Source organism: Pelagibaculum spongiae (assembly GCF_003097315.1).
GTDB classification, from domain to species: Bacteria; Pseudomonadota; Gammaproteobacteria; order Enterobacterales; family Pelagibaculaceae; genus Pelagibaculum; species Pelagibaculum spongiae.
Genome location: NZ_QDDL01000003.1, coordinates 242167 through 269141 on the forward strand (window position 1 = coordinate 242167; position 26975 = coordinate 269141).

21 protein-coding genes are annotated in these 26975 nt (G+C 43.6%); 14 read left to right on the forward strand and 7 right to left on the reverse strand.

The annotated features are described in order from the left end of the window. The first annotated feature begins 99 nt into the window (after positions 1-99). From DC094_RS10045 to DC094_RS10060, 4 genes are all read left to right on the forward strand, one after another. Positions 100-1827: a TrkH family potassium uptake protein gene (locus DC094_RS10045; RefSeq protein WP_241504020.1), complete on the forward strand. Its 1728-nt coding sequence runs from the start codon at positions 100-102 to the stop codon at positions 1825-1827. A 127-nt stretch (positions 1828-1954) separates the two neighbouring features. Next, positions 1955-2533: a putative antibiotic biosynthesis monooxygenase gene (locus DC094_RS10050; RefSeq protein WP_116686978.1), complete on the forward strand. Its 579-nt coding sequence runs from the start codon at positions 1955-1957 to the stop codon at positions 2531-2533. Positions 2534-2792: 259 nt separating this feature from the next. Next, positions 2793-3716 (forward strand): YeeE/YedE thiosulfate transporter family protein, encoded by a 924-nt coding sequence (locus DC094_RS10055; protein ID WP_116686979.1) that lies wholly within the window; start codon positions 2793-2795, stop codon positions 3714-3716. Between the two features lie 428 nt (positions 3717-4144). Next, a complete protein-coding gene (locus DC094_RS10060; RefSeq protein ID WP_116686980.1) occupies positions 4145-4366 on the forward strand; it encodes a VF530 family protein in 222 nt (73 codons plus the stop codon). 220 nt (positions 4367-4586) lie between these two features. On the opposite strand, the gene DC094_RS10065 is transcribed toward DC094_RS10060, so the two are convergent. The 7 genes from DC094_RS10065 to thpR form a co-directional block, all read right to left on the reverse strand. Then, entirely contained in the window at positions 4587-5624 is a 1038-nt protein-coding gene (locus DC094_RS10065; RefSeq protein WP_116686981.1) for a transposase, read from the reverse strand. 739 nt (positions 5625-6363) lie between these two features. Then, a complete protein-coding gene (locus tag DC094_RS10070) occupies positions 6364-6711 on the reverse strand; it encodes a hypothetical protein (RefSeq protein WP_116686982.1) in 348 nt (115 codons plus the stop codon). Positions 6712-6780: 69 nt separating this feature from the next. After that, complete coding sequence (locus DC094_RS10075) at positions 6781-7422, reverse strand: hypothetical protein (protein ID WP_206605624.1); 642 nt, start codon at positions 7420-7422, stop codon at positions 6781-6783. A 348-nt stretch (positions 7423-7770) separates the two neighbouring features. Next, positions 7771-9051: an anaerobic glycerol-3-phosphate dehydrogenase subunit GlpC gene (gene glpC / locus DC094_RS10080; RefSeq protein WP_241504021.1), complete on the reverse strand. Its 1281-nt coding sequence runs from the start codon at positions 9049-9051 to the stop codon at positions 7771-7773. Next, complete coding sequence (gene glpB, locus DC094_RS10085; RefSeq protein ID WP_116686983.1) at positions 9051-10337, reverse strand: glycerol-3-phosphate dehydrogenase subunit GlpB; 1287 nt, start codon at positions 10335-10337, stop codon at positions 9051-9053. Before glpB ends, glpC begins: the two co-directional genes overlap by 1 nt. Next, complete coding sequence (glpA, locus tag DC094_RS10090) at positions 10334-11968, reverse strand: anaerobic glycerol-3-phosphate dehydrogenase subunit A (protein WP_116686984.1); 1635 nt, start codon at positions 11966-11968, stop codon at positions 10334-10336. The genes glpB and glpA overlap by 4 nt, the downstream gene beginning before the upstream one ends. A 324-nt stretch (positions 11969-12292) precedes the next feature. Continuing rightward, positions 12293-12868, reverse strand: coding sequence for an RNA 2',3'-cyclic phosphodiesterase (gene thpR / locus DC094_RS10095; RefSeq protein ID WP_116686985.1), 576 nt, complete (start codon positions 12866-12868; stop codon positions 12293-12295). 593 nt (positions 12869-13461) lie between these two features. Between thpR and DC094_RS10105 the strand changes: the two genes are divergently transcribed. From DC094_RS10105 to DC094_RS10150, 10 genes are all read left to right on the forward strand, one after another. After that, positions 13462-14535 carry an efflux RND transporter periplasmic adaptor subunit gene (locus tag DC094_RS10105; protein ID WP_116686986.1) on the forward strand — a complete coding sequence of 358 codons (1074 nt, stop codon included), beginning with the start codon at positions 13462-13464 and terminating at the stop codon, positions 14533-14535. A 3-nt stretch (positions 14536-14538) separates the two neighbouring features. Continuing rightward, on the forward strand, positions 14539-17577 hold the full coding sequence (locus DC094_RS10110; protein ID WP_116686987.1) for an efflux RND transporter permease subunit: 3039 nt from the start codon (positions 14539-14541) through the stop codon (positions 17575-17577). 10 nt (positions 17578-17587) lie between these two features. Continuing rightward, positions 17588-18607, forward strand: a complete 1020-nt coding sequence (locus DC094_RS10115; RefSeq protein ID WP_116686988.1) for a LysR family transcriptional regulator — start codon at positions 17588-17590, stop codon at positions 18605-18607. Positions 18608-19049: 442 nt separating this feature from the next. After that, positions 19050-20108: a hypothetical protein gene (locus DC094_RS10120; RefSeq protein ID WP_116686989.1), complete on the forward strand. Its 1059-nt coding sequence runs from the start codon at positions 19050-19052 to the stop codon at positions 20106-20108. Positions 20109-20199: 91 nt separating this feature from the next. Next, entirely contained in the window at positions 20200-21258 is a 1059-nt protein-coding gene (locus DC094_RS10125) for a putative solute-binding protein (protein ID WP_241504022.1), read from the forward strand. Positions 21259-21264: 6 nt separating this feature from the next. Further along, positions 21265-23346: a TRAP transporter large permease subunit gene (locus DC094_RS10130; RefSeq protein ID WP_116686990.1), complete on the forward strand. Its 2082-nt coding sequence runs from the start codon at positions 21265-21267 to the stop codon at positions 23344-23346. A gap of 449 nt (positions 23347-23795) precedes the next feature. Beyond that, positions 23796-24491, forward strand: coding sequence for an OmpW/AlkL family protein (locus tag DC094_RS10135; protein ID WP_116686991.1), 696 nt, complete (start codon positions 23796-23798; stop codon positions 24489-24491). Positions 24492-24799: 308 nt separating this feature from the next. Then, positions 24800-25852, forward strand: a complete 1053-nt coding sequence (locus tag DC094_RS10140) for a DUF2804 domain-containing protein (RefSeq protein WP_116686992.1) — start codon at positions 24800-24802, stop codon at positions 25850-25852. A gap of 87 nt (positions 25853-25939) precedes the next feature. Beyond that, the gene (locus DC094_RS10145; protein WP_116686993.1) at positions 25940-26155 is read left to right on the forward strand and encodes a hypothetical protein; all 216 of its coding nucleotides are present in this window, start codon (positions 25940-25942) and stop codon (positions 26153-26155) included. A 374-nt stretch (positions 26156-26529) separates the two neighbouring features. Then, entirely contained in the window at positions 26530-26973 is a 444-nt protein-coding gene (locus DC094_RS10150) for a hypothetical protein (protein ID WP_116686994.1), read from the forward strand. The last annotated feature ends 2 nt before the right edge of the window (positions 26974-26975 follow it).

Below are 26975 nucleotides of genomic sequence, written 5' to 3' on the forward strand. Positions count from 1 at the left end.
GATACTGATATAAAATTACTTATAACTAGCCGCTGGCCAGACCAAAGTTTGGCTGGGTTTACTCAAAACAACCCATCAGGGAGTAGCAACAGGCGGCAAGTGTACGCGACTCACCTGATCAAGCAAGCCAGAACGGCTGCTATCAGACGATTAACGGTCGCCAGCCTTAATCGCTTTAGCCTACAGCTGACCTATAACAATCAGACAGTGACAAGCAGTGTTAAAATATTACGACTTTCTCTGGCAGTGTTGCCCAACTTGGCAACCGAGATTAAAGAGCACATTCAGAACCTGGCTAGATATATACAAAAGCCCCTTTCTTACTTTTTAATCCTTCATTTAGTACGACATTTGTTAATGCTTATTCAATTATTAAGTCTGGTGCGTCGTTTTCGCCCGGTGATTTTTATTCTTGGCGTGCTGTTATTGGCGCTCGCCGTGACCATGATTATTCCCGCTATTTTATTTATTGCCGAAGGCAAATCTGGCTGGATAGAATTTTTTGCCAGCGCTGGATTTACTTCGGTAATTGCCTGCCTATGCTTGCTCGCCCGCTGGAAAGAACGAATAACCCTCACCGCGCGGCAAATGTTTTTGCTTACCAGCCTAACCTGGATTGTATTCAGCGCCCTAGCTGCGCTGCCATTAATGGCGCTGGAGCACATCAGTTATACCGATGCTTTCTTCGAGACCATGTCAGGCGTGACCACCACCGGTTCAACGGTGTTAAGTGATCTGGAAAACCAGCCAGATGGCGTTTTGCTATGGCGTTCGATGCTGCAATGGATGGGCGGAATTGGTTTTATTGTAATGGCAGTGGCTATTCTCCCTTTTTTGCGAATTGGTGGTATGCGACTGTTTCAAACGGAATCTTCCGAATGGACCGATAAATCTCTACCCAAAGCATCGCAAGTTGCCGGCGGCATTACCCGGGTTTATATATTGCTATCTGTTGCCTGCTTTGTTGCATACTGGCTGGCTGGCATGTCGGTATTCGATGCGGTCAATCATTCGATGACCACGGTTTCCACCGGCGGCTATTCCACTTGGGATAGTTCAATGGGCCATTTCATGAATAACCCGACCATTCAATGGATCGGTACTGTATTTATGTTTCTCGGCAGCTTACCTTTTGTACTTTACGTCGCTTTTCTTGGCAAGCCGAAAAAATTACTTCGAGATCCTCAAGTTCGTGGCTTTACTGGTTTTTTATTATGGGTGATTGGCGGTTTAACCCTCTGGTTGTGGACCCACAGCCAATACGATCTTAATGATTCATTACGCTTGGTTGCCTTTAATGTTGTTTCAGTAGTTAGCACCACTGGCTACGCACTTGGCGATTACACTCAATGGGGCGGCATGGCACCGCTGACATTCTTGCTACTGTCTTGCATTGGCGGTTGCTCTGGTTCCACCGCTGGCGGCATTAAATTTTTCCGCTTCCAAGTCTCAGGTATTATTTTCGGTGGCCAATTCCGACGCATGCTACATGGCAATATTGCATTGAGTGAGCGCTATAATGGTCACAAAATCGATGAAGATATCTTCCGATCGCTAATCACTTTTTGCTTTTTCTTTATGCTGTCGATTGCCGCTATTGCGATATTAATGGCGATTCTCGGCCAAGACCTACTAACCAGCCTAAGCGCCGCGATCACGGTGATTGGCAATGTTGGCCCGGGCATTGGTGAAGTCATTGGCCCGTCAGGCAATTTCGCCAGTTTGCCAGACAGCGCAAAATGGATTCTTTCGATGGGCATGCTATTAGGTCGCTTGGAAATTCTAACGGTAATGGTTATGTTCACTAAAGTGTTTTGGCGCTGGTAGGCAATAATTTAACCCCAGCCACTTCAAGGTGTGCATTCTGAAGTGGCTGGGGTATAAACCTTCCGGTGATTACAGCAATAGCGCTATAATCGCCACTCTCTTTTCTGCCTGATTTTTTGTGGTACCTATGACCTGTCATTGCAAAGTTGAAGATTTAGACCCAGTAACCGTTGTGGTGAGTTATCGCATCAAGTCAGAGCAAATGGATGCATTTAATCTTTGGTCGAAAAAAATTGCTCAGGTTGCTAATCAATTTCCTGGTCATCAAGGCACAAACATCATTCCATCGCAAGCACCCGTTTCAAAAAAAAGCAGCCGTGAAATTACCACTATTTTCCGCTTTAACAACCATTTGAATTTAGCGGTATGGGAGGAGTCTTTGCAAAGAGCAGAAATGCTGGAGCAATTACAACCGTTAATTGACCAGGTCCCGGTGTACCAAAAATATGATGGTGTCGATTTCTGGTTTGATCTTCCAGACCATTCTGTAAAACGGCCAGCCAAATATAAAATGGCCATATTGTCTTTATTCGCTATTTATCCGCAAATATTATTTATCCCACCATTGCTCGATCATTGGCTACAAGGTTACGATCGTTATTTTGTAGTTTTTATTAGTTGCATTTGCACCGCACTGCTTATGACTTGGGTTGCCATGCCACTAATGGCCAGAGTTTTCGATTTTTGGCTTTATCCAGAAAAGTAATTTTCACTTCAACAGCGTGATTGATCGATAGATTTTGAAGGCAACAATCAACCATTGGAATTAATTACACCATGGTCAATTTGCATTTCGCTTTGGCTCTACGAAAACCTATCTAGCATAAAATTATGTGCTGCAAGAATAGGATGTTTGTTTCCGCTGATCTATCCAATATCTCCAGTTGACTGATAAGCCGAGGTTAGCGGCAAACATTCAGCTAACTGCTAATCTAATCAGATAATCTCCATAACATTTCATTTATATGCTCTATTTATTTATTTTAATTTCGGCAATGGCATTAGGTTATCTAGCACAATGGGTTGGCTTATGCTTGGTTCGTGGCGTTAACGAGGCCATGTCAGGCAAAGCCGAATTTTTAGCAGCAACCTTACTTTGTGGCGTCTGGCAATGGGTTGCCATCGTACTTTCCGGTTACTCTGGTGCCAACATTCCTTTCTATAATTTTTCTGCCACGATTATTTTTGTTCTTGGCGGCTTTCTGTTTGGCTTAGGCGCAGCGTTTAACCAAGGCTGCGGCATTTCTACTATGAGCCGGTTATGTCGCGGCGAACTGGTCATGTCGTTAACTGTTTTTGGCTGGGTTATCGGCTGGTGCCTGGTTGAATCAATGCACTGGGTGCCTGATCGACCTTCAATGCAGCCCTTATCTGAATTCCAACTACCCGCAATGGCAATACTTTCTGTTGGCTTAAGCTTATGGGCCATCTTCAGCAAAAAAGAGCGCAAAAAAACCTGGTTAAGTATTTTAGCCATTGGTTTCCTAGCGGGATTATTGTTTATCTCACTGCCCGGCTGGTCACCCAGCAGCATGCTTCATGACGTTAGCGGCTCGGTACTCGGCCACTCTGACAACTGGCCTAGCTTTAGCCGATTTGGCGCATTAGCCGCATTACTGGCTGGCATGATGATCGCCGCAACTCGCACGCGTGCTTTTAAAATTAAAATACCTAAGTTACGATCATTAATTCGTCATTTATTATCAGGCATCTTAATGGGCATTGGCGGGGCGCTGGCGTTAGGCGGTAACGACGCACAATTATTACTGGCACTACCGACACTTTCTACTGCTGCAATCTCGACCGTAGCTGCCATGTTATTTGGTATTGTCTGTGGCTCCACAGCATTAAAAGCCTTCCGCGGGAAATTTCAAACTGCCGCAAGCTGATGTTCTGCGATAAATAACATACTGGTAAAGCCGAATGGTAACGGCGGTAAAGCCGTGCTAAAGCCGTGCCAGCCACGGTTTTACTTATACCGATAGCGACTGTGATTTATAACGACTCTAAGTAAAGCCTTGCCTAATAAAGCCTTGCCTAAAGCCTTGCCAGCCATGGTTTTACTTATACCGATAGCGACTGTGATTTATAACTAAAGCCGTGCCATAAAGCCGTGCCAGCCACGGTTTTACTTATACCGATAGCGACTGTGATTTATAACGACTCAAACAAACCTTCCGCAGCTATTTTTCAGTTTTCTTGGTCAATGCTGAAAACAGCAGATCTCGCACTCTAAAGTACTTGGCAGTAACACAGCGTAATGAATAACCACCATCAATAGGGCATAATGGCTACATCATAAGCATTGAGATATCGCATGAGTAACGAACAACCGAACAATCCATCACATGGTCTGACACTTGAGATGATCATAACCAATCTAGTCGCTCATTATGGTTGGGATGAACTTGCTCAGAAAATCGACATCAACTGCTTTAGAAGTGATCCATCAATTAAGTCATCACTAAAATTTTTACGAAAAACCCAATGGGCGAGAAGCAAAGTTGAGCGTTTACACACCTCAACATTTGAAAAATAATTTCTGCAATAGCCACATCGGCATTATCTTTTGCAGTTTACTTCGAAGGTAACCTGCAAAAGCTTTGTGCCAGCCAATGTTTTTTTAAGTACAACCCAAAAATAAACTTATAGCGCATTCAAACTTTGAGTTATTGCAGGTAAAAATTGATATTCAAGATGACTAAATCAGCCAACAATCCAAATTAATTGTCGATATAAATACAGAAATTCATATCAAACTAAGTAAAGCCCCATGTTTTAGCTTGCTCTCTAGCACGTCGTTTGAATGCCAATATATCGGCATACTTACCAATCGCCGATGTGAACTGTTTCATTAACGACGGTCCTCGTCCACTCATCGTGCTGGCCCACTGCGTTGCATCAACTCGCAGCTTTAATCGGTTGAATATTGGTGGCAAGGTTTGATCCATATGATATTTCTTATCATACCGAGCCATGCGTGCACTCGCGTCAACCAATTCCAGGTAATCTGAATAGTTAAATGGCAAGCATTTCTCTCGCTGGGCTTTTTTCATTTTTTCTTCGAGCAAAGGTTTTAACTTTGGATACACCGGATTTATCGAAAGTTTCTCTTTTTTATTTTTAGCTGGCTTTGCTTGTTTAATATTAACTCTGGCTTGTATCGAAGTATAATCAGACGATTCTGGCGTTTTAGCAATACCCGCTCGCAGCGGATTAAGGTCAACATATGCCATGCAAGTAAGTAGCGCTTGCTGATCTAACAAAGCTTGTGCTTTGAAACGTCCTTCCCAGAATCGACCGGTACACTGGTCTTCTGCATTAGCTTTGCGAGCCAATGGCTCATTAATTGCTCGCATAAACCAGCTAATACTCATCAACCTCTGCCGGTAAATTTCTGCAAAGCTGTAAGCCATTTTAATTTCGGCTTGGGTCATTTTTGGTTTTAACTTGGGATCAAGAAAACGTTGCACCAAACCTTCACCCTTAAACACCTTGCAGTATTGGGTTAATATTTCATCATCAGTCCACGCCTCTGCTTTGGCAACATCGACATAGAGCACCAAGTGATAATGGTTCGACATGACCGCATAAGCCGCTAGATCAATCGCAAAGGCTTGAACTAGCAAGGCGAGCCGGTCTACAATCCATTGTCGGCGATGGTCGTAGTTCTTTCGAAGTTGAGGAATAATCGATGGATCTTCGCCACATAGCCACCCTCGCCTAACGCATCTTGAACAGGCATGAATATACGGATTGGCTTTTGGATCAAACAGAATGGCACGCGGTGTCGGCATAATAACTTTGGATCGATTTATTAAGTGGATGCTTAATAATCAGATTCCACTCCAGCTCATTTCAGTGGTCAGTTGAGATTAGCCGGAATAGTGTATTTCGGGAAATCAAATGTTTTTAGGCTGCTATAGAAAAACCTTTGGCTGGCAGTTGTTTTTAGCCTTGGCTGGCAGTTGTTTTTGCAGGCAGTTGTTTTTGCAGTTTACTTCGAAGGTAATCTGCAAGAGCTGTATGCCAGAGGTTCGCGATGGTCGTAGTTCTTTCGAAGTTGAGGAATAATCGATGGATCTTCGCCACATAGCCACCCTCGCCTAACGCATCTTGAACATGCATGAATATATGGATTGGCTTTTGGATCAAACACTCTTCATCTTAAAATCATTCACGCGGTGTCGGCATAATAACTTTGGATCGATTTATTAAGTGGATGCTTAATAATCAGATTCCACTCCAGCTCATTTCAGTGGTTAATTGAGATTAGCTGGAATAGAGCATTTCGGGAAATCAAATGTTTTTAGGATGTCATAGAAAAACCTTTGGCTGGCAGTTGTTTTTTTGTTGAGAAAAAGGCGGGTTAAAAACCGACCAAAAACCGCAAAAAATATATGCGCCCAAATCTTCAGCCATAAAAAAACCCGACCCTAATGAATCGAGCTTTGGTTTTTTATCGGCAACCGTGATCTTAGCTTAGACCATACAGCGCGCTAAAATTTCGACTGAAAGTAGTTTTTCTTTGTATGTTTACAAACCAAAAACATTAACAAAAAACTGTTCTCCATCATCCGTTCTTTCAACTGTGTAAGTGATGGGTATTTCATTTGTTATGCCTGTATTACTTGCCGTAATACCTAGCTGTGCTGCACAATCATAAGATCCTGTTGCATTATCCTCATGAGTTGTTCGAATAGCATTTACAGAGTAAGAAATTAATTTTGCAGCCTCACTACCAAGCTGAGCGGCCATTTCTCTACCTGATATTTCTTTCACTAAATCAGTAGCATCATCACTCCCGCATTTAGGTGTTGATTGCGAGCACCCCCCAACAGCTAGGCCAATCAATATTGTTGAAATTATGATAGATTTTTTCATTTTAATTCCCACTGATAAATGAAATTATTTACAAGCATATAAAAATATAGCAACAATCAGTTTTGAATATTACTCTTCAGCAGGAGCGGCAGCAGGAGCGGCAGCAGGAGCGGCAGCAGGAGCGGCAGCAGGAGCGGCAGCAGGAGCGGCAGCAGGAGCGGCAGCAGGAGCGGCAGCAGGAGCGGCAGCAGGAGCGGCAGCAGGAGCGGCAGCAGGAGCGGCAGCAGGAGCGGCAGCAGGAGCGGCAGCAGGAGCGGCAGCTTTATTACCTGTTAAAATTTCTTGCTTTCGCTTTGCTTCTGGAAGGTCATTCATACAATAATTAATGTAATAAACAGTAAATAAAAACGTGTAAAAACCATTCATTCTTAAATCTATTTTATGTTCATTTAGTGCATATTCCTGTAGTACAGTTTTAGCTTTAAATGCCCAAACCACATACAAAACAATTGCACCAATACTAAAGAGCCCAGCAATTATATCTAAAGCCTCTTCTCCGCTTCCCGCTAATGCACCACCGAGACCGGCACATACAGCAAGCCAAATAATAAACACACTATCAAAAATTTTATTCTTAGTTATCGATTCAATAACCGGACCATTCCTATACAACCAAAGAATGGGATAAATTCCTGCAGTTGCCATTGTGAGCAAAAACAAATTTACAGTTTTTGTACTGATTGCATCTTTCAATTCAGTGATGTTTGGCATAACGTTCCTTTATTTTTATGCTTTAGAAATTTAAGTTAACAACTGAGGAGCGCGTTCTAAAATCGATCTAGAAAAGCATTCCATCAATACATAAGCCTTTGATTTTAAGTGCAAGTTTTATCAGTCGGCCGTCAAGACTCTATACTTGTAAGCCTTATGTTTTACCACGCTGTCGGCAGAAAAGGAGTCTAACTGTTGTGAACAACATAATAAAGACAAGTCGTCACTTTTTTTGTTTCAGCCACAAAAAAACCCGATCCTTATGAATCGGGTTTTGGTTTTTTATTGGCAACCGCGATCGGTTTAGCCAATGCCCTTGCTAAGAGTTCGGTACAAATAAATCAACAACTAAGCCAATGCTCTTGCTAACAGCTCAATCGGGTGAAGTACTTCTTTAGTGGTGCTCATTTCTACCTGCCAGCGGCAAGTTTCGCAGTCGGTGATCACATAATCGCAGCCACTTTCTTCAATTTGTTTAAACACTGGCGAGCCAATTTTTTGCGAGGTCTCATAGTTTTCTTCTTTAAAACCATAAGTGCCTGCAATGCCACAGCAGTTCGGGTCAAGCCGGATTAAATTAATACCGGGAATTCTACTGAGTAGTTCCAAGGTATAAATAACACCGCCAGAGCGCTCGAGGTGACATGGTGTATGGTAAGCCAACGTCAGGTTCAATGGCTTTAATTTCGGCATATTGCCAGCATCAAATTCGTTAATTAGGTAACGAGAGAAAAACTGTAAGTTTTTCTTAAAGGGTTCGTTATCTAGCCCTAAAACATGATCATATTCATCTGACAGCATGTAACTGCAAGAAGAAGATGTTGCGATAATGGTGCCTGGCTGACGTTCGAGCTCATCTTTATAAACCTCGATATTAGCCGTAGCATTTTTCATCGCTTTATCTTTAAAGCCATTGGCTACCAAAGGCACGCCGCAACATTTAGCTTTTTTGGCAATTTGCACGCCAATGTTCATTTTATTGAGGACTTCTACCAATGCATGGCCCAGTTCTGGCATATTGTAGTTAACCGAGCAACCATGAAAATAATGCACCTGGCGTTCAAACTGGTTTTGCGTTGCTTCCTGCTTTTTGTACCAGCTAACGAAGCTTTGCTCGGCATATTTTGGAAAGGTTCGCTGCGCCGAAACACCAATGGTTTTTTCCATTACCACTTTAATCGGCTTTAAAGCCACCACCTTATTGACGATTTTCGCCAATGGGTTAGCAACCATTCCGCCCATTAAATCGGTACTAGACAGGATATAATCTCGAACACGCTTGGGGCTAATCGCGCCGCTGTTTTTCCAGCCGCCTTCGGTATTGGTTAATTTTGCCTGAGCAATAATATCGCCAATATTCACTCCGGAAGGACAAGCAATTTCACAGCGCTTGCAGTTGGTGCACAACTTTAAATAATCATCAAATAATGCGGGATCTTTCCGTCGAACACGCTCACCATCTGGGCCGCTTTGCTTTGGCCCCGGGTAATTAGGGTTCGCCTTGGCAACTGGGCAATACACTGTGCAAACAGTACATTTGATGCATTTTTCAAACGATCCATCTAAAGATGATTTGCTCAGAGCAGCCATATCCAAAGGTGAGGTGGGAGAATTACCATCGGCACTCATTATACCGCCTCCTTCTTACGCCAGTTTTCCAGAATTTGTTCTGCGGCATAAAAACCAGTTGAAGCAGCAACACCACTTCCACTACCTTCTTTCACTGGATCATAGCCAGACAATACGCTACCAACACAGTATAAGTTATCAATCACTTCGCCTTGCAGGCTAGGATTGAGGAATTGATTGGTTTCAACGCCCGCATCCATAAATGGATGACTCATTGGATCAAAGAATTTTTCGCTATGCCATTCATTACGTGCAACCGGTGCTATGACATCTAGTCCGAAAATAGCTTCCCGAATTTGCTGGCGATCGCCGACTAATCCTTTGCTGAAATAACTACCACTGGCCAGAACAAAATGATCGGCCCGGAAGCGCTGGTCACCTTGCTGACGGGTCATTACCGATTTTAATTGGCCTTGCTCAAACTCACCGCTAATCACTCGGTCACCTTGTAGCAATACACCGCCTAGCGCTTGAAAACGTGCTTTTAAAGCGTCTGCCAAACGAATGCCGGGCAATGAGGGTGGCATGGTCGGTACTTCGGTCAGTTTTAAACCGCTTTGCAGTTCTAGGCTTTGCTGCATCGCAATGCCTTCTTTAACACCCAATACCGAAGGAATTGCTACTAGATCTGCACCTTGTGCTTGATTGCGCAGTTTTTTAGCAATTTCTGCTAAATAATCACCCTGCTGCAAAATATAGGCAATGTCGCTAGAACGGAATTCACATGGATTACGTTTAACGGTTTTAAATGCATCTAGATCAATACTGCCGGTGGTGATTTTTAATTTATCACCAAACTGCTTTCGCAATGCTGCAACGGCTAATGCCGGTTGGAAATCACGAAAACCATCGATAGTAATTAAAGCGACACTTTTTAAATTAGTATGCGGCTGAAGACGTTTAACTGTTTTCTGTGATAACCAAGTCGGGCGCATCACACCCAATGTGCCTAAACGCAAGTGGTTTGATTCACCTTCGCCGTCCATTTCAATGCCTTCAGCGCCTAATAATCCGGCCATCCAGTTCATTGCATCACGCACCCGGTTTACGCCAACACAGGCATAAGGATGGTTTGGCCGGGTTTCGGCCATTTTTTCGATTACCTGAAACGGTCGATGAACCGGTTCACCGTCTAAAGCACCTAACAAATCCAGAGAGCCAGAGGCAAAGTGCAGAGCATTTTGCCCTTCACTAATCAGCGCAGTTTTCATCCCTGCTTCAAGGCAGCGAATCGCACAACTTAAGCCAGCGGTACCACCGCCAATAATCAGCGCATCATATTTCATAGCAATATCTCTCGATCCTGATCGGCTATATCACCAAGGCCAAATAAGCCCTGGTATACCCAATATGCGTATTCTGCTTCACGCAGTGTGTCGTTCCACAGAACCGGCTTACAGCCCTTCCAACGCTCTTCCAGAAAATCTGCCAATAATTGGACAGATTCCATTTCACTGGCAGCGCCAAATTCATTAAACAATCCAGCAGCCCGGTAAGCGCACATTTCGCCCTGACACGGCCCCATACCCAAACGAGTACGGCGGCGTAAATCAACCATGTTGTCGACTTTTAACTCGCGAATGGCATATTCAATTTCACCGCGAGTGACCATTTCACATTCACAAATTAATGCGCTGTCTTGGTCAGTGTTTTTATCTTCAAGAATTTTTTTGCCGCGGGTACCGTGACGGTAAATGGCTGAACCAGAAACCGAGCGAGAAGTTTTGCTGGCTAAAGTGGTTGCAGTGGTTTCAACATCGGAACCTGGCAAGGCAATTTCTGCGGTACGACAGGGTTCGCTGTTACCGAGTTTTTTCGCCAACAAGTCGGTGGTTCTTTCAGCCATCAAGCGATAAGTCATTAACTTGCCGCCAGTGATGGTGACAAAACCATCTAAACCATCCCGCTCATGGTGATCAAGCAGGACAATACCGCGGGTAATATTACGCCCCGAATCATCATCGCCCAGCGACACCAGCGGACGAACACCAGCATAGGCGCGTAACACACGAGCATGTTCCATCGACGGACAAAGCTTGCTGCCTTCGGCCATTAGCAAATCAACTTCTTCAGGGGTACAACTGAGATGTTCGATTTGGTCGTATGGGATGCGTGTTGAGGTGGTACCAATCACTGAAACTGTGTCACCTGGCACCAATATGTCGGCGTCAGCAGGCTTACGGCAGCGGTTAATTACCATGTTATTCATGCGGTGTTCCAGAATTAGCAAAGCACCCTTGGCTGGGAACATTCGTACCCGCAAGTCTGCATATTCACTAATACCTTGGCCCCAAATACCGGCGGCATTCACCACATATTGGCAACGAATTTCTACCAATTCGCCATTGCGCAAATCACGCGCAATCACACCATTAATGCGGCCCTGTTCTCTTATCAGAGATTCGACACGGGTGTGATTAAAAATCTGACCGCCACGCTCAATGCCATCTAGCATGTTCGAAGCGGCTAACCGAAAAGGATCGACCGTGCCATCGGGCACTTTTACTGCAGCAGTCAGCAACGGATTGGCACTTGGCTCCATTTGCAATGCTTGGGCAGGATCCATTCGCTCGGCTTGAATTCCAGCACTGGTGCAGGCCGAAACAAAATTGTCGACATACGCTAGGTCATCTTCCGGCAGGGTAATAAACAAGCCATTAGTCGGCTCGATACAGTGCCTGGCAACCTGTTTTAAGATCATGTTTTCTTTTATGCATTCTGCGGCCGAGTGTTGGTCGGTCACGGCATAACGCGCACCGGAATGGAGTAGTCCGTGATTGCGGCCTGTGGCACCCGACGCAATGTCATATTGCTCCAGCAAAATACATTTGATACCGCGCATTGCGCAATCTCGCATGACTCCTGCACCAGTGGCACCGCCACCTATGATGACAACATCGGTCTCTAATTTTTTCATATTGCAAACCGGCTGATAGCTACTTCAACACCCTATTTGGTATGCGGGACAGGTTTGTTACAACAAACTTACGAGTCACATGCCAAAGTTTGAGTGAGTTCGAATTCCTATAAGAACATCGGAACCGAAAATTTCGATTGATTTATGACAAGGCAGCCCAGCATTTTTTCGCAAACGCGCCAAAATACCTCTAAAGAGATAAATGCTCACTAAAATGGCGAACGAAAACAACAAAACCGAAAATATGAAATAAGTCAACATGAACAAACAATCGAACCTATTGTTTTTCTTAAATAATTTACTTCATCAAAAACCATCTATTCGCTACTCTGTCAGGTTAAGCGAAAATACTGGCTGATAAATTGAACCCGTATGATCTAACTGACTATGGAATAACGTGACAGTTTGTGAAATATCGGTTGGTAAATTTACTGACATAGGCAATGGGCTTTGATCACCATTAGCTTCAAACGAACTTGAATCAAGTTTTGCAAGCGTAATATGTGGTCGAAAAATACGTGCTTCAGATTCAACACCCAACTTGAGCAATACCTGCTCAACTTTTGCCAACAAATCTAATAAAGAAAGGTTTGGCTCAGCCATTAAAGCCAGATATTGAGGGTCGTTGGCGCAAGGGAATAATTTTAGCTGATAGGGCGCAATGATTACCTGACTGAGACTGGGCTGGATATGTTGTAACGCCTGCGACAACTGCTGCAAAAATTCCATGCTGCGCTGGCCCAAAAACGCCAAGGTTAAATGCAATTTTTCTGGCGAATATAAAGCCACATCTTTGGGCAGTGTGGGTAGGTTTTGCTTGGCCCATTGGCAGATAGATGCTGCTTGAGCAGCGGAAGGCTGCAAAGCAATAAAACTTCGATATTGATCACTGGATACCATTTTAATTACTACCTCCAAAAGCAGATCAATCGGTCTCTGTCAGTTACTAAATTGTTGGTTAGCAGTAAGCCTCGAGGTTAATTTGGAGTACCGTCATCCCGTATAGGGATTGCGGGACCCAGCTGCCATGGATGGTAATAGTTAAAGCTCGTACATACTTTTGCAGATAAAAGCACCAACTTGAAGCTGCGCCATTATCCCCGCCAAATTTTTCCGAATCGTTTTATAGCCAAAGTAATTGGAGATGCAGGCAGGCGGCAAACGAGCGAAGCCCCATGAGCTTACAGTTGTAAGTGATTGGGGTGAGCGAAAGCAGCCAACGCATCTGCACCTTCAAGTACGACAGGTATATTGATTCAACCATCTTGCCTAACAGTAGGATCTAAAAGATAACCGCTAACTTAGCAAGCAACAAACCTGACAATTACCAAACGTTTAGAAAAGCCGACCGCTTTACAAATAGTTACAAGATACCATAACAGAAATAACCACAGCAAATATCTGATAAAACAAGAAATAATTGTGAGTTATCTTGCTTGGCGGTATAATTCCTTAAATCAATATCACCTGTCACCTTTGAGCAGATCCAGCACATGAAACAGATTTTCAAGCTTGTCACTTTGGCCCTTGGCCTGATGCTTGGTTTAAATGGATGTAGTAAGAGCGAACCGGTAGAACAACTTCCTATAAGCGAGAATGCACGGCCGGTAAAGCTGTTTCAGGTGAGTTCTGATGCTGCGGCAGAACGAATTTTCTCAGCACATATCGAAGCCGCCGAACAATCACAACTGGCTTTTCGAGTGCATGGCACCGTTTCAGAATTACTAGTGAACCCAGGTCAAACAGTAAAAGAAGGTGATTTACTTGCTGCACTTGATCCAACCGACTTCCAGTTAAATTTAAAAGAAAAACAAACTCGATTAGATAAAGCACGTGCCGATTATGGCCGCGCCCAACAGCTTAAAAATGAACATACCTTGTCTCAATCTCGGTTCGACAGCACTCAAGCTGCATTTCGCCTTGCTGAAGTCGCGTACGAAAATGCACAAAATCAATTAGATTACACCCATTTACGTGCGCCCTTCTCTGGAGTAATTGCACGTAATATGGTCGACCCTTTTCAAGATATTACTGCTAAGCAACCGATTTTATTAATTCAGAAAATTGATCAGTTAGAAGTTATCTTTCAAATTCCTGAACAAAGCATGTCGCAACTGCGCCGCAATACTCAGCCACCAGTTGCACAAGTTTCTTTTGATGGTATTCAAGGCAGATTCAAAGCCGTTTATAAAGAGCACAACACCCAGCCAGATCCTAGTACTTTAGCCTACCAAATCAGCTATATAATGACTCGGCCTTCTATTGCCAATTTATTACCCGGCATGACCGCCGCTATTCATTTGAAAATCCCAGATTATCGCCGACCACAAGGTTTGGCCGTGCCGGCTGCTGCGGTGTTTGCCGATGCTGCGGGTGATACTTTTATTTGGAAAGTTACCCCTGAAATGACGGTTAATAAATCAGCAGTTTCTGTTGGTCAATTATCGGGTGAAATGATCAATATTATCCAAGGCATAGATAAAGGCGATAAAATTGTTGCAGCCGGCGTTCATTTTTTACAGCCCGGTCAAAAAATTCAGCAATTACCTCGGGAACGGGGAATTTAATCAATGAAAATTGCAGATTATTTTATTCATCGACGACCAATTGCCTGGTTGCTTACCTTAGCCATTGTTGTTTTTGGCGGCATTAGCTACCAAGACCTTGGCCGATTAGAAGACCCGGAATTCACGGTAAAAGAAGCCAGAATTTACACTCGTTATCCGGGTGCAACACCGACTGAAGTCGAAGAAGAAATCACTCACCATATAGAAGATGCGGTACAGCAGCTCAGCCAGTTAAAACGCGTCACATCTAGCTCATGGAATGGTCTGTCTGAAGTTAAGGTTGTGATTCGCGACCAGTTTCGTGCTGATTCTCTGCCACAAATCTGGGATGAGTTACGGCGAAAGGTTAATGACATCAGTCGCAAGCTACCACCAGGTGCCAGCAAGCCAGTTGTAGTTGATGACTTTGGTGATGTTTACGGTATTTACTTGGCATTAACCGGCGAAGGATTTTCTAACCGGGAGTTATACGACCAAGCGCGTTTTTTAAAACGTGAATTATTGCAAGTTGCTAATGTGGCAAAAATACAAATTGCCGGTCAAATTCCACAGCAAATTAAAGTGGAAATTTCTCGTAGCCGATTATCTGGGCTGGGCATTCACCCACTGGCGATTAGCGATTTGCTATATCGGCACAATTTAGTCAGCGATTCTGGTCATCTAAGAATTGGCGATGAAAGTATTCAGATTTTACCAAACGGCGGCCCACAAGCGGTCGAGGCACTGGCAAATTTAACCCTGCAAGGCCGCGAAGGCTTAGTCCGGCTGGGTGATATTACTCATATTGAACAAGAGTACCGAGAAGAACCCTCGCAATTAATTCGCAACCAAGGCCGCGCTGCCGTCACGTTGGCGCTGTCTAATGTGCCGGGCAGCAACATTGTCACGCTAGGCGATGCAGTTGATCAAAAACTACTGGAATTAGAACAACGTTTGCCTGCAGGCATGCAATTAGAATCGATCTATTCTCAGCCGAGTGCAGTAAAACTGTCGGTTGCTGAATTTATTAAAAATTTAGTTGAAGCGGTGGCAATTGTTATTGCCGTTTTATTATTAGCAATGGGGTTTCGCTCTGGTTTGCTAATTGGCGGCGTATTGCTGCTAACGATTGGCGCGACTTTCATTGTAATGCAGGTGTTAGATATCAACTTGCAACGGGTTTCACTCGGTGCATTAATTATTGCCATGGGTATGTTGGTCGATAATGCGATTGTGGTTTGCGAAGGCATTTTAGTTCGCATGGAGCAAGGGCAAAACCCAATTGATGCTTCTCGGCGAGTGATTAGCCAAACCGCCTCACCTTTATTGGGCGCAACATTGGTGGGGATTTTAGCCTTTGCCGCCATTGGCTTATCTAACGATAACACCGGCGAATATACCGCTTCGATGTTTTATGTGATTTTAATCTCGCTGATGCTCAGCTGGATTTTAGCGGTTACCCTAACGCCAGTTTATTGCATTACCTTTTTAAAAGGCGGCAATGCTTCTGCCGATAGCCTTTATCAGGGCGTTATTTATAGTGCATATAAATCGCTTTTAGAGCTGGTTTTAAAATATCGAATTACTACCATCATCCTGATGCTTGCACTACTGGCTATGTCGGTGGCTGGCTTTGGTTTAGTAAAACGCAGCTTTTTTCCAAACAGCACTCAACCGGTATTTTATCTCGATTATTGGCGCGCTGAAGCGACTGATATTCGTGCAACCAATCAAGACATATTAAAAATAGAAAAATGGTTAGCGACACAACCAGAAGTAGTTAATTACACCAGTTTTGTCGGTCGTGGTGCGGCGCGTCATATGCTGGTTTATTCACCAAAATATGATAATTCAAGTTATGCGCAAATTATGATTCGCAGTGAATCTGCTGATCAAATTGATGCAATTGGCGAAAAGCTCGTCAGCTGGTTAGATGAAAACTTGCCAGATGCCGAACCTAAAGTGCGTCGCATTCGCCTTGGCCCAGGCCGGGAAGCTAAAATTGAAGCCCGGTTTAGCGGCGCAGATCCTGATGTATTGCGATCATTGTCTGAGCAAGCTAAGCAGATTATGCGCGATAGTCAAAATGCCGCGAATGTGCGAGATGACTGGCGACAAAAAATCAAACAGTTACAACCCGATTTTTCTGCCCAACAAGCACGAAGAACTGGTTTGAGTCGTCAGGATTTAATTCAGGCATTGCAGCAAAACTTTTCGGGTACAACGGTTGGCCTGTATCGCGACGGCACCCGATTAATGCCGATTGTAATGCAAGCGCAAAAAAAAGATCGACTAAATCTCGATCAAATTCATGATTTGCCGGTTTGGGGGCGCAATAGAAGTAAACCTGTGCCTTTAGGCGAGCTGGTATCCAATGTTGAATTAAACTGGATTGACCCGATTATTCAGCGGCGCAACCGTAAACGAACCATGACAACATCATGTGACCAGCAAGCTGGCCTAGCTAGTGAGCTGTTCGCGAAAATCAAACCACAAATTGAAGCGATTCCATTACCACCCGGTTATCAACTTGCTTGGGGCGGTGAATACGAAGATTCAACAAAGGCCAACCAAGCGCTGGGTAAAAAATTACCTCTAAGTTTTTTGGCGATGCTTGCTACGGTTATTCTGCTGTTTGGGCGCTTAAAGCAAAGCTTGGTAATTTGGCTAATCGTACCTTTGAGCTTGGTCGGTATTACTGCTGGCTTACTAGGTAGCGGACTGCCATTTGGCTTTATGGCTTTGCTGGGCGCATTGAGCCTTTCTGGCATGTTGATTAAAAATGCCATTGTGCTGGTAGATCAAATAGATCAAGAGATTGCACAAGGTAAACCGAGGATGGATGCGATTGTCCATTCAGCACTTAGTCGAGCTCGCCCAGTATTAATGGCTGCACTTACCACCATCCTTGGTATGCTACCTCTTTTGTCAGATGCCTTTTTTAATGCGATGGCGGTGGTTATTATGGCAGGACTGGCCTTCGCAACCTTATTGACATTGCTGGTTGCTCCGCTGCTGTACGCGGTTATTTTCAAAATATCCGCCACCGAAACAACAGGATAGATGAAGTATTATGGAAATTGATGAACTTTCCCGAATCGACCTGAACTTGTTAGTGGCGCTTAATGCGTTATCTGAAGAGAAAAGCGTTTCCAAGGCAGCTCGGCGACTGAGAATTACTCAGCCAGCAATGAGTAAAACCTTACAACGCTTGCGCGACACATTAGACGATCCACTATTTGTTCGTACTGCCTATGGTTTGATCCCCACGCCGCGTACTGAACAACTACAAGAACCATTGGCTAGAATTTTAGAGCAAGTGACTCAGTTGATTACGCCGGAAAATTTTAATCCTGCGCCGCTGAAACGTCATTTTCATCTGGCAATGATGGATGTAATTTCCCAGACATTTGTTTCTTCTGTTCTGAGTAAATTGCAACAGCAGGCGCCGGGTGTGACCTTGACCATTAGCGAATGGTCACGGGAAAGCCTAGTTCAGCTAAGTCATGACCGACTAGACCTAGCAATTAGTCTATTAGGGCAACAGCCAGCCAGTATTTCTTCCAGCCCATTGTTTGATGATGAGGTGATGTGTTTTATGCGCAAAGATCACCCATTAGTTGGCCAAGAGCTCTCTGCTGAAAAATTGGTGCAATACCCCCATCTTAAATTGCTGATTGAAGGGTATAACGACCACACCAGCCGTATGGATGAGTTGTTTAAAAACCTAGGCACTGAACGACGTATTGCGCTGGAAACTCCGCATATCATGACTGCATTAAGCGCATTGCAAGGCAGTGATATGTTGGTGTTTGCAGGTAGCTGTGCCAATGCATTTCCTCCGGTTCGGAAAAACCTGCATGCGGTACGCTTGCCTGCATTTTTAAAAGTTGAACCGATTGAATTGAAAATGCTATGGCATAAACGAAATGACCACGACCCAGCTCACCAATGGTTTCGCACTTTAATTAGTGAAGAAGTGCCTAAGCCGGTACAGCAATCCGCACAGCCTATGCAACCAGCAGAACCACAGCCAAAAGCGCAGCAAAGTCATTTGTCACTTGATGGTTTCAGAAAAGAAATCGTCGATTAGAGGTCGCTTCTGTGGCGTTTAATTCTTTGTTTCGTAAGTTGTGCTCAGCCTGTGGCGACGATCACATGGATGTGGAAGGTAGAGCGACGCAGGATGCCAAAGCCTAATTACAACAAATAAAAACCGCCGTTACTGAGAAGTAATAGCGGTTTTTTGTGACGCTTATTAAAGCAACAAAATATATTACTAGCCCACACGTCACCAATAGCGCTTAGATCTCGCTACATCCGATCGAAATGACAGCTCCGGACTAAACGGCGATATAGTTGTTACCTCAGCATTTAATCTGACCTTGCTTTCTGTCGACGATTAACTGAGTCTGGTCTGGTTTAATTTATTCAGTCATATATCCAAATCACTTCAAAATGCATGAACGTATACCTTGAAGTGGCTTAGGTATATACCGCATACTGACCATATCAGGGTGAAAAATAAAAATAATATGAAAACACTGATTTCAGTACCAATCCTTCGATTTATTCTTTTGCTGACCATGCTCGCTGCCACCGGTTGTAGCCAATTGATCTACAAACCTGCTGGCTGGGTTGCGTCTGATTTTGCTCAGCGCCATTTAATTCCAGACATGATGAATAGCGACCGGCTTGATAGCGGCTGTGCGCTTAGTTTGGCTGGCCAGCCAGTGTTTTCATCACTCGATCAAATTGCCGATATGCCAGCAGATATATCGATAATGCTCGATCTGTCGAATGGTTTTTGCTTGCAACAACAGGCATGGGAAAAGCAGTTAGAAGTGATCCGCTATCAAAAATCCGGCCAGCTTAGCCAAGCTCGAGATAGTCGGATTGCTGCCCAGCGCTTATGGCAAGTCGCTGCTAAACGATTGCAAAATGCTTGGGTACTTTTCGAGCAAGATCAGCTAGCCAATCGTCCTGCTGGCCAATGCGACCTTTCCGAACAACAACAGCTTTCCTGGATTATGGGCATTTCAGCTGGCATGCAAGCGGTGTATAGCGATACTCAAGCAGCTAGCGGTATGAATGTTTCTCGAGAGATTGTAATAAAGGCCTGGAAAAACTTACCTTGCTTGGATAATCAGCGTTGGTGGGGAATTCCAAATGCAATGCAAGCCAGCATCGAAATTATGCTGCCACATTTACAAAACACCCCTCGCAATTTATCCCAACAACAGGATAATTCTGCCAACCAGCAGTCACCTGAAGCTTTACTACAAACAGCTTTGAACACTGGCGAACAACAGGGCATTCACCTTGCTCACTTACTAGCAATGCAGGTTGCAATCAATCAACAAAATAATCAGCAAGTTAAGCAGCTGATTCGTCAATATGCCAATGCAGCTCCAGTACAGCAACCAGAAAATGGCATGCTGTTTGAAACCATGGCCCAACTGCAAATTCAGGCAATCTCCGATCAAATATGGACCGAAGAAATAGGCTACAGAACCCCGCCCGGTCAATTAGGTAAATTCTCCAGCGATCCAGTCGCTAAAAAAGAAACAATTGAGATTGACGATTTACTTTAAAACGATCCTAGCTAAATTATGATTGCCAGATAAAAAAACAAACTTAACCTTGGCATTCAAATTAATAAAAATACGACCACAGGAAGTTGTTATGAAATTCAGATTGACCACCACTCGCCTACTTCCTGCTTTGATTGCTGCAATAAGTTGCATGATTTTTAGCAGTCAAATTCTGGCAGCAGACACTGCCAACAATTCTCTAACATCACAACAGCCGGTCAAAAGAAGCCTATGCGTATTTGATGTGGTAGGTGCCAATGGCGATATTTTTAATATGATGAAAGATTATCGCCTTGATGTTTTGCAATGGGGTGTTGATCTTCAATTAAAGGCCTATACCGATGAACGTGTTGCATCGGACGATTTTAAAACAGGCCAATGTGATTCGGTATTAATGACCGGCACCCGCGCACGTGCTTACAATCATTTCACTGGTACTTTAGAAGCACTCGGTGCGATTCCCAGCTACCAGGAATTAAAATTAATTCTCAATACATTACTTAGCCCCAGAGCGGCAAAATTAATGGTTCAGGATGACTATGAAGTAGTTGGAATTATGCCAGCTGGCGGTGTGTATTTATTTGTACGCGACCGTAAAAATGATAATTTATCGACCATGGCTGGCAAGCGTGTTGCCACATTAGATTACGACCCGGCATCTTTAGAAATGGTACGGCAAGTCGGCGCTTCGGTAGTCAGTTCTAGCACCACCAGCTTTGCCGGAAAATTCAATAATGGCAGTGTCGATATTGCTTATGCACCTGCAGCAGCTTATAAACCGCTCGAACTTTACCACGGCATAAAACCCAATGGCGGCGTTATTAATCACGTGGTTAGCCAGCTCAATTTACAAATGCTGATTCGTAAGGATTTATTTCCAGAGGGCTTTGGCAAAAAATCCCGCGCACACACACTAAAGCAACTTGATATGGCTTTTGAAATTATTTTGAAAGCAGATCAAGAAATTGAAGAAGAATATTGGATTACCCCGCCGCTTAGCAGCGTTCACAAGAGTGAATTACTTTTCCGAAAAGTCCGAACTTCTTTAAAAGACAACGGAACCTACAACCCTAAAGCATTAGCATTTATGAAAAAAGTGCGTTGCAAGGTGAGCCCCGCTGCCGCTGAATGTAGTCAAAAAAGCGATTAATTCAATATGGATCAACCAGCGCCTATCGAACTGCTCAAACAAAGAAGCCTGCAAGAATGGGCCTCTACCTTACCGGCATTTATCCTACTGATCGCTATTGTTTTTTTTAGTAGCGCCGGAATGATGCACGCTCGAATGATGGAGCTAGGTAATCTTTGGTGGTCTGATTATGTCGAGCTGCGCAGCGATCTTGTTCAACCGACCTGTAATATCAATATTAATGTTGACGCTCGAGTTGCAGAGCTTGCTGCAAATGCTAACCAGCAAGTACCTGATGAATTGGATTTATTATTTGATGAAGCGCCAGCTGCGGTTGACCATTCTGCTTTAAAGCAATCAGTTGAACAGTCGTTGGCCGAGTGTCAAAATTCCCACCAAAAATGGCAAAGTTTAAGTAACGGTTTAACACCTTCGTTAATCGTATGGCGCTGGGTTGAGCATCAATTCGAAGCGATTACCAAAGTCGGCGTAGAACAGCAAAGATTATTGTTAGCTGCATTAGTTTTGCTGTGCGGTCTGACGACGGCATTAGCTCGCAAGCATATTTCTCTCAGACCTTGCCATAGTAAAATTGATTATCGAGTTAGCGCCTTCTCGCAGATGGTCGCCTCGATCATTATGCTAATTTCAATCACCTCATTTCGTAATCAAACATTAGCTTCTGGCATAGCAGTCCCTACAATTCATGAAATACTATTGCTTTGCTGGAGCGGTGGCTTTTCAGTTTTAACCCTGGTCAGCCTCTGGCAATGCATTTCAGTACCCAAAGAAACCAGTGGCGATGAAAGCTTTTCCAAGGCATTAGCTTGCATTCCACTTTACGCATTTATGTGCGGCATCTCTGGTGGTTATTTCTTTTACACCGGTCATTTTTCTGGATTGGGCATTTACCTGAATCAGATGATGGAATTATCGCAACTGTTTCTAAATGTTGGCTTATACGTCTGGATCGGCATGATGCTAAAACAGACTCGATTAGCAGAATTGGTTTTTGATGTACTCAGGCCCTGGCAGCTTCCAGCAGAATTATTAGGCGTAATTACATTATTGATTGCTGCCTGGCCAACCGCCTGGACCGGCGCATCAGGCATATTTGTTATTGCTGTTGCCGCGATGGTTTATCAAGAATTACGCCGCGCAGGCGCCAGAAGACAGTTAGCACTTGCTACCACTGCAATGGCTGGCAGCATGGGCGTTGTGTTGCGCCCTTGCTTGTTAGTCGTGATTATTGCGGCTCTGAACAAACAAGTAACGACGAGGGAATTATTCGACTGGGGTATCTGGGTTTTCCTGCTCAGCATAGGCTTATTTTTGCTAATTGTTCTGCTCACTAGCAAAATCAATTGGCAACTCACCCATTGGAAAAACGCACTGCCACAAAGCCTCGCTGCTGCGAAAAAACTGATTCCTTATATACTGATTTGTGCTGTTGTCCTGGTTTTATATCAACTAGTGCTAGGCGCAGCACTGGACGAATTTAACGCACCGGTCATTCTGCCGGTTATTATGCTGTCATTACTGCTTTACGATCGTCGCTTACGAAAGCGCGAGCCACACGAATCTGATGACCAAGCACCCTTTGCTTTCTTATTAAGAATTCGACTAGCAACCAACGAAACCACCGTTCATATCGGCGCATTACTATTAATGATGGGCATGACGATTAGTATTGGCGGTGTATTTGATCGGGCAGAAATTATGTCGCTGGCACCGGCGCAATTAGCCAATCCATGGCTGGCCATGTCACTGCTAGTTTGCTTGCTAGTGTTATTAGGGATGGTAATGGACCCTTACGGCGCAGTAATTTTGGTAACGGCATCTATTACCTCGTTAGCCTATCAAAGCGGCATAAACCCGGTGCATTTTTGGATGGTTGCACTGGTGGCATTTGAGCTCGGTTATCTAAGTCCGCCGGTTGCGCTAAACCACCTGCTTACTAGGCAAGTAATCGGTGGTAGAGAAGTCTGGCTAGCCGCCCACGAACACCACAAAAGCTTTTGGCGACGTCATGAGCGCTACCTGCTGCCGATGACGACTATGGGGATTACCTTGTTACTGGTGGCATATGTGCCTTTGTTTTTTTATTAAAATCTGTCGCAGCTTTAGAAAAAATATTCCTGAAAATCATTTTCCTGCGCATCATTCCATCGCCATCACGCAATAGTCGATCAGTACGATGCAGGATGCTCAAACTGAATTACAGCATTAGAGAGAAAGCTGCTAACACACCAATAAATTAAATGCTTACCTACTCTGTATCAACTATCGATTTTTAGGAAAAAATACCGTAACTCCTCTCCCTAAACTCCACTTCTAAAATCCAAAAAACCATTTGACTCATGGCAATTTTTATACTCTAGATAATTTTTCGCAACAATCAGTTTTCTTTTTTTTCATATAGATAGAATAAAATGAATTAGGCGCATAAAAAGTATAATTGACGCAAGTCAATTATAAAAAATATCAATACATTTATTATGGATTACAGAGAACAACCAACAGAATCGAATTCACAAAACTACAAGAAGGCCTCTGTAATGAAAGTATTCTCACCTGTTTTATCTGCTGTTGCTGCCCTTTTCCTTATTGCGCCACTTTCAGCATCTGCTGATATGTATCAGGAAGGCGACATTATAGTTCGTGCCGGTATCGGTGTGGTTGAGCCAAACGATGATAGCGGCCCTGTATTAGCAGCCTCTAATGGTGTTGGTGTGAAATCTGATACTCAATTAGCTATAACTGGTTCTTATATGCTAAGTAAGCACTTCGGTGTTGAACTGCTTGCAGCCACTCCATTTAAACACGAACTAGTTGGAACTGGTGGCTTATCTGGTGTAAGCATCGGTGAAACCAAACATTTACCACCAACCATTTCGTTCCAGTATTATTTTCCAAATGCCGACTTGCCAATTCACCCATATATCGGTGCAGGCGTGAACTACACCGCATTTTTTAGTGAGAAAACCGATGCTGGCTTGGCTGCAACACTAGATGGCGCATTGAGCAATCCGGGTATCACTTCAACGGACATTGAGCTAGATAATTCATTCGGTTTGGCATTCCAAGCTGGTATGGATATCGAACTTAATGAAAATTGGTCATTAAGCGGAGCTGTTTGGTACATCGATATTGATACCGAAGCAACCATCACAACAAATACTGCCGCTAGCGTGAAAGTTGACGTTGATATAGACCCATGGGTCTATATGGCTGGCATTTCGTACCGCTACTAAATCTGGCACTCTCAAGCCTGATTCAAAGCCCGCTGATGCGGGCTTTTTTATGCTTGTAATTTGATAGCACTTCTATTTTATGAATCTAAGATATTCCAACATTGAATCAGTAGCATTCAAAATAGTGCCCTTGAAGATCAATCGATTCAAATATCACAAGATTGAGTAATACACACTACTTGATAACTCTGCTGTTAATATAATTAGCAGCCCAGAGATTTTTTTTGCGGTTATCACAGCAAATTCATTGAGCAAACTTGCCTCAACCGATATGTTAGCTGCATCATCTCCAACAAGAACAGCAACTGATGACTCAGCAGTTAATTGATAGCTCCGGACAACCTGTATTTGGTGTACTAGACCCCTGCCCACAAACCATCAATGCTTATGATTTTGACTATCGTTCACCGATGGGTCGCAAGTTGGGAATACTGTCTAAAAAAATCAAACTGAACCGGTTTCAATTCTTTGGTTTAGTCTCTGACGAATATGCTGTCGGTGTCGCTATTGTTCATTTAGGCTGGGTTAGCAGTGCTTTCTGTTATCTGCTTCATAAAGAACGAGGCATGTTGCTTGAAGCCAATTTACAAGCACCCTTCGCACTTGGTACAAAGGCAGGCCTTCAGCCAGATCAAGATAGCTGGTCATTCAAACAAGGCAATAAGCGCATATCAATTCGCCCGCTTGAAAATGGCGACCGGCAAATTAACGTGGCAATTGGCAATCGATTAAAACTGCAATGCCAGCTTCATCAACCGGCTAATTTTGAGCCTTTATCTGTTTGCACTAAAACTGGAATTAACGGCTGGACTTTTACTCGAAAAAGCGCAGGCTTGCCGGTAACAGGAATACTGGATTTTGAAAACCAACAAACCGACTTACAGCAGGCTGGCTTTTTAGGCTCGCTAGACTGGAGCTGTGGTTATATGCGCCGCGAAACCTGTTGGAATTGGGTTTGCATTAGTGGAAAATTAGCTAATGGAAAAAACTTTGGGGTTAATTTAGCCGCTGGCGTTAACGAAACTGGCTTCACAGAAAATGTCATGTGGGTCGATAATCAAAGAATCAAGCTGGACATGGCTTTATTCAACTATCAGCAGGGTGATGATAAAAAACCTTGGAAAATCATCACTTCAGATGGAAATCTTGAACTAGAGTTTATCCCTGCAAGCCACTACGGTCGAAAATTAAAAACCGGCCTGATTGATACTAGATTCAAGCAGTATTACGGCCATTTTAAAGGTCGCGCTAGAATCAATACCACCGATCAATATGGCAAAACAATCGGTGCAGAGGCCGAAGAATGGATTGATTTCGAAGCTTTGCCCGGATTTACTGAAGAGCATTATGCCCGCTGGTAGCTTACAGCCACCAAGGTAACGAACGTTCTTTTACAGCAACATTTTTACGATAATTCCGATTTGGAAAGGATTCTAAAGGATATCAGTATGTGTATTTCAGCAGAAGCAGTTGAATGGATGTGTGCCTCTTGGATTGAACTGGATTACCAGCAACTTGAACAAGCCATTCAAGCTAGTTTTATCGTGCCGATTGCTGCAAATAGTAAAATTTTCCAGCGTGAAAAAATGACAATTCAAACGACTAGCCAGCCAGCAAACGATTACTCAGCTCAGCTTGAGGTAGCATTAAAAAAGTCGGCCTAGTAGCAAAACGGTCTAATCAGTGACTGAGACTGAAAATGGCTCTGGGCAACCAGAGCCATTTTTTTCAACTATCAAACCCTTGCCACAACAATACTCTTCTTTTAGCTCACACTACTTAATTTTCGTCGTGTATTAATGCCACGATATTTAGAAAAGACCTGGCATGCAGCACAATTATGGCAATCAGTGTTTATCTGCCCCGAAGCTTGATCTGCTTATATATATTAAGCCAGGCCATCTGAAAATAGCTAGAACCCCAAAATCTGAAAAATCGATCAAAACAATAAACAGTATTCGTTTTGTATTTAATCATATAAAATTCACGGACAACTGACGGAGCAGATTAGCCTCCACCACTTCAGAAAGAGGTCAAAATGAACAAAGTAGTACTCATGATAAAAATACTTATCGCATCATTTTTATTGGGTGGCTGTACCACTGCAATGTATGCCGATAAGAGCCTCCCTGATAGCGAAATTGCTTTAATCAAGTCAGATGATGCCATTATTCTTTTTGTTGATGACATTGAAGTTCCCTACAGCGGCGGAAATTACGCCAAAATCAAAGTACTTCCTGGCATGAGAAAAATCACTGTTAGACTAAATGATATTGACCAACATCGCTCAGCAATCATGCACCAATCTACATATTTCAATGCTCTGGGCGGTGATACCTATATTGTCAAACCACAATACAGGGATATTTACTGGTTCCCGGTCATTATTAACGAAGCCACCGGCGAAGTTATCAGCTCAAAAAAAAAACTAAATTCCTGTTCAAAAAAGCTTTGGGTTTCTCCAAAGCTTTTCTCAAAATAAAA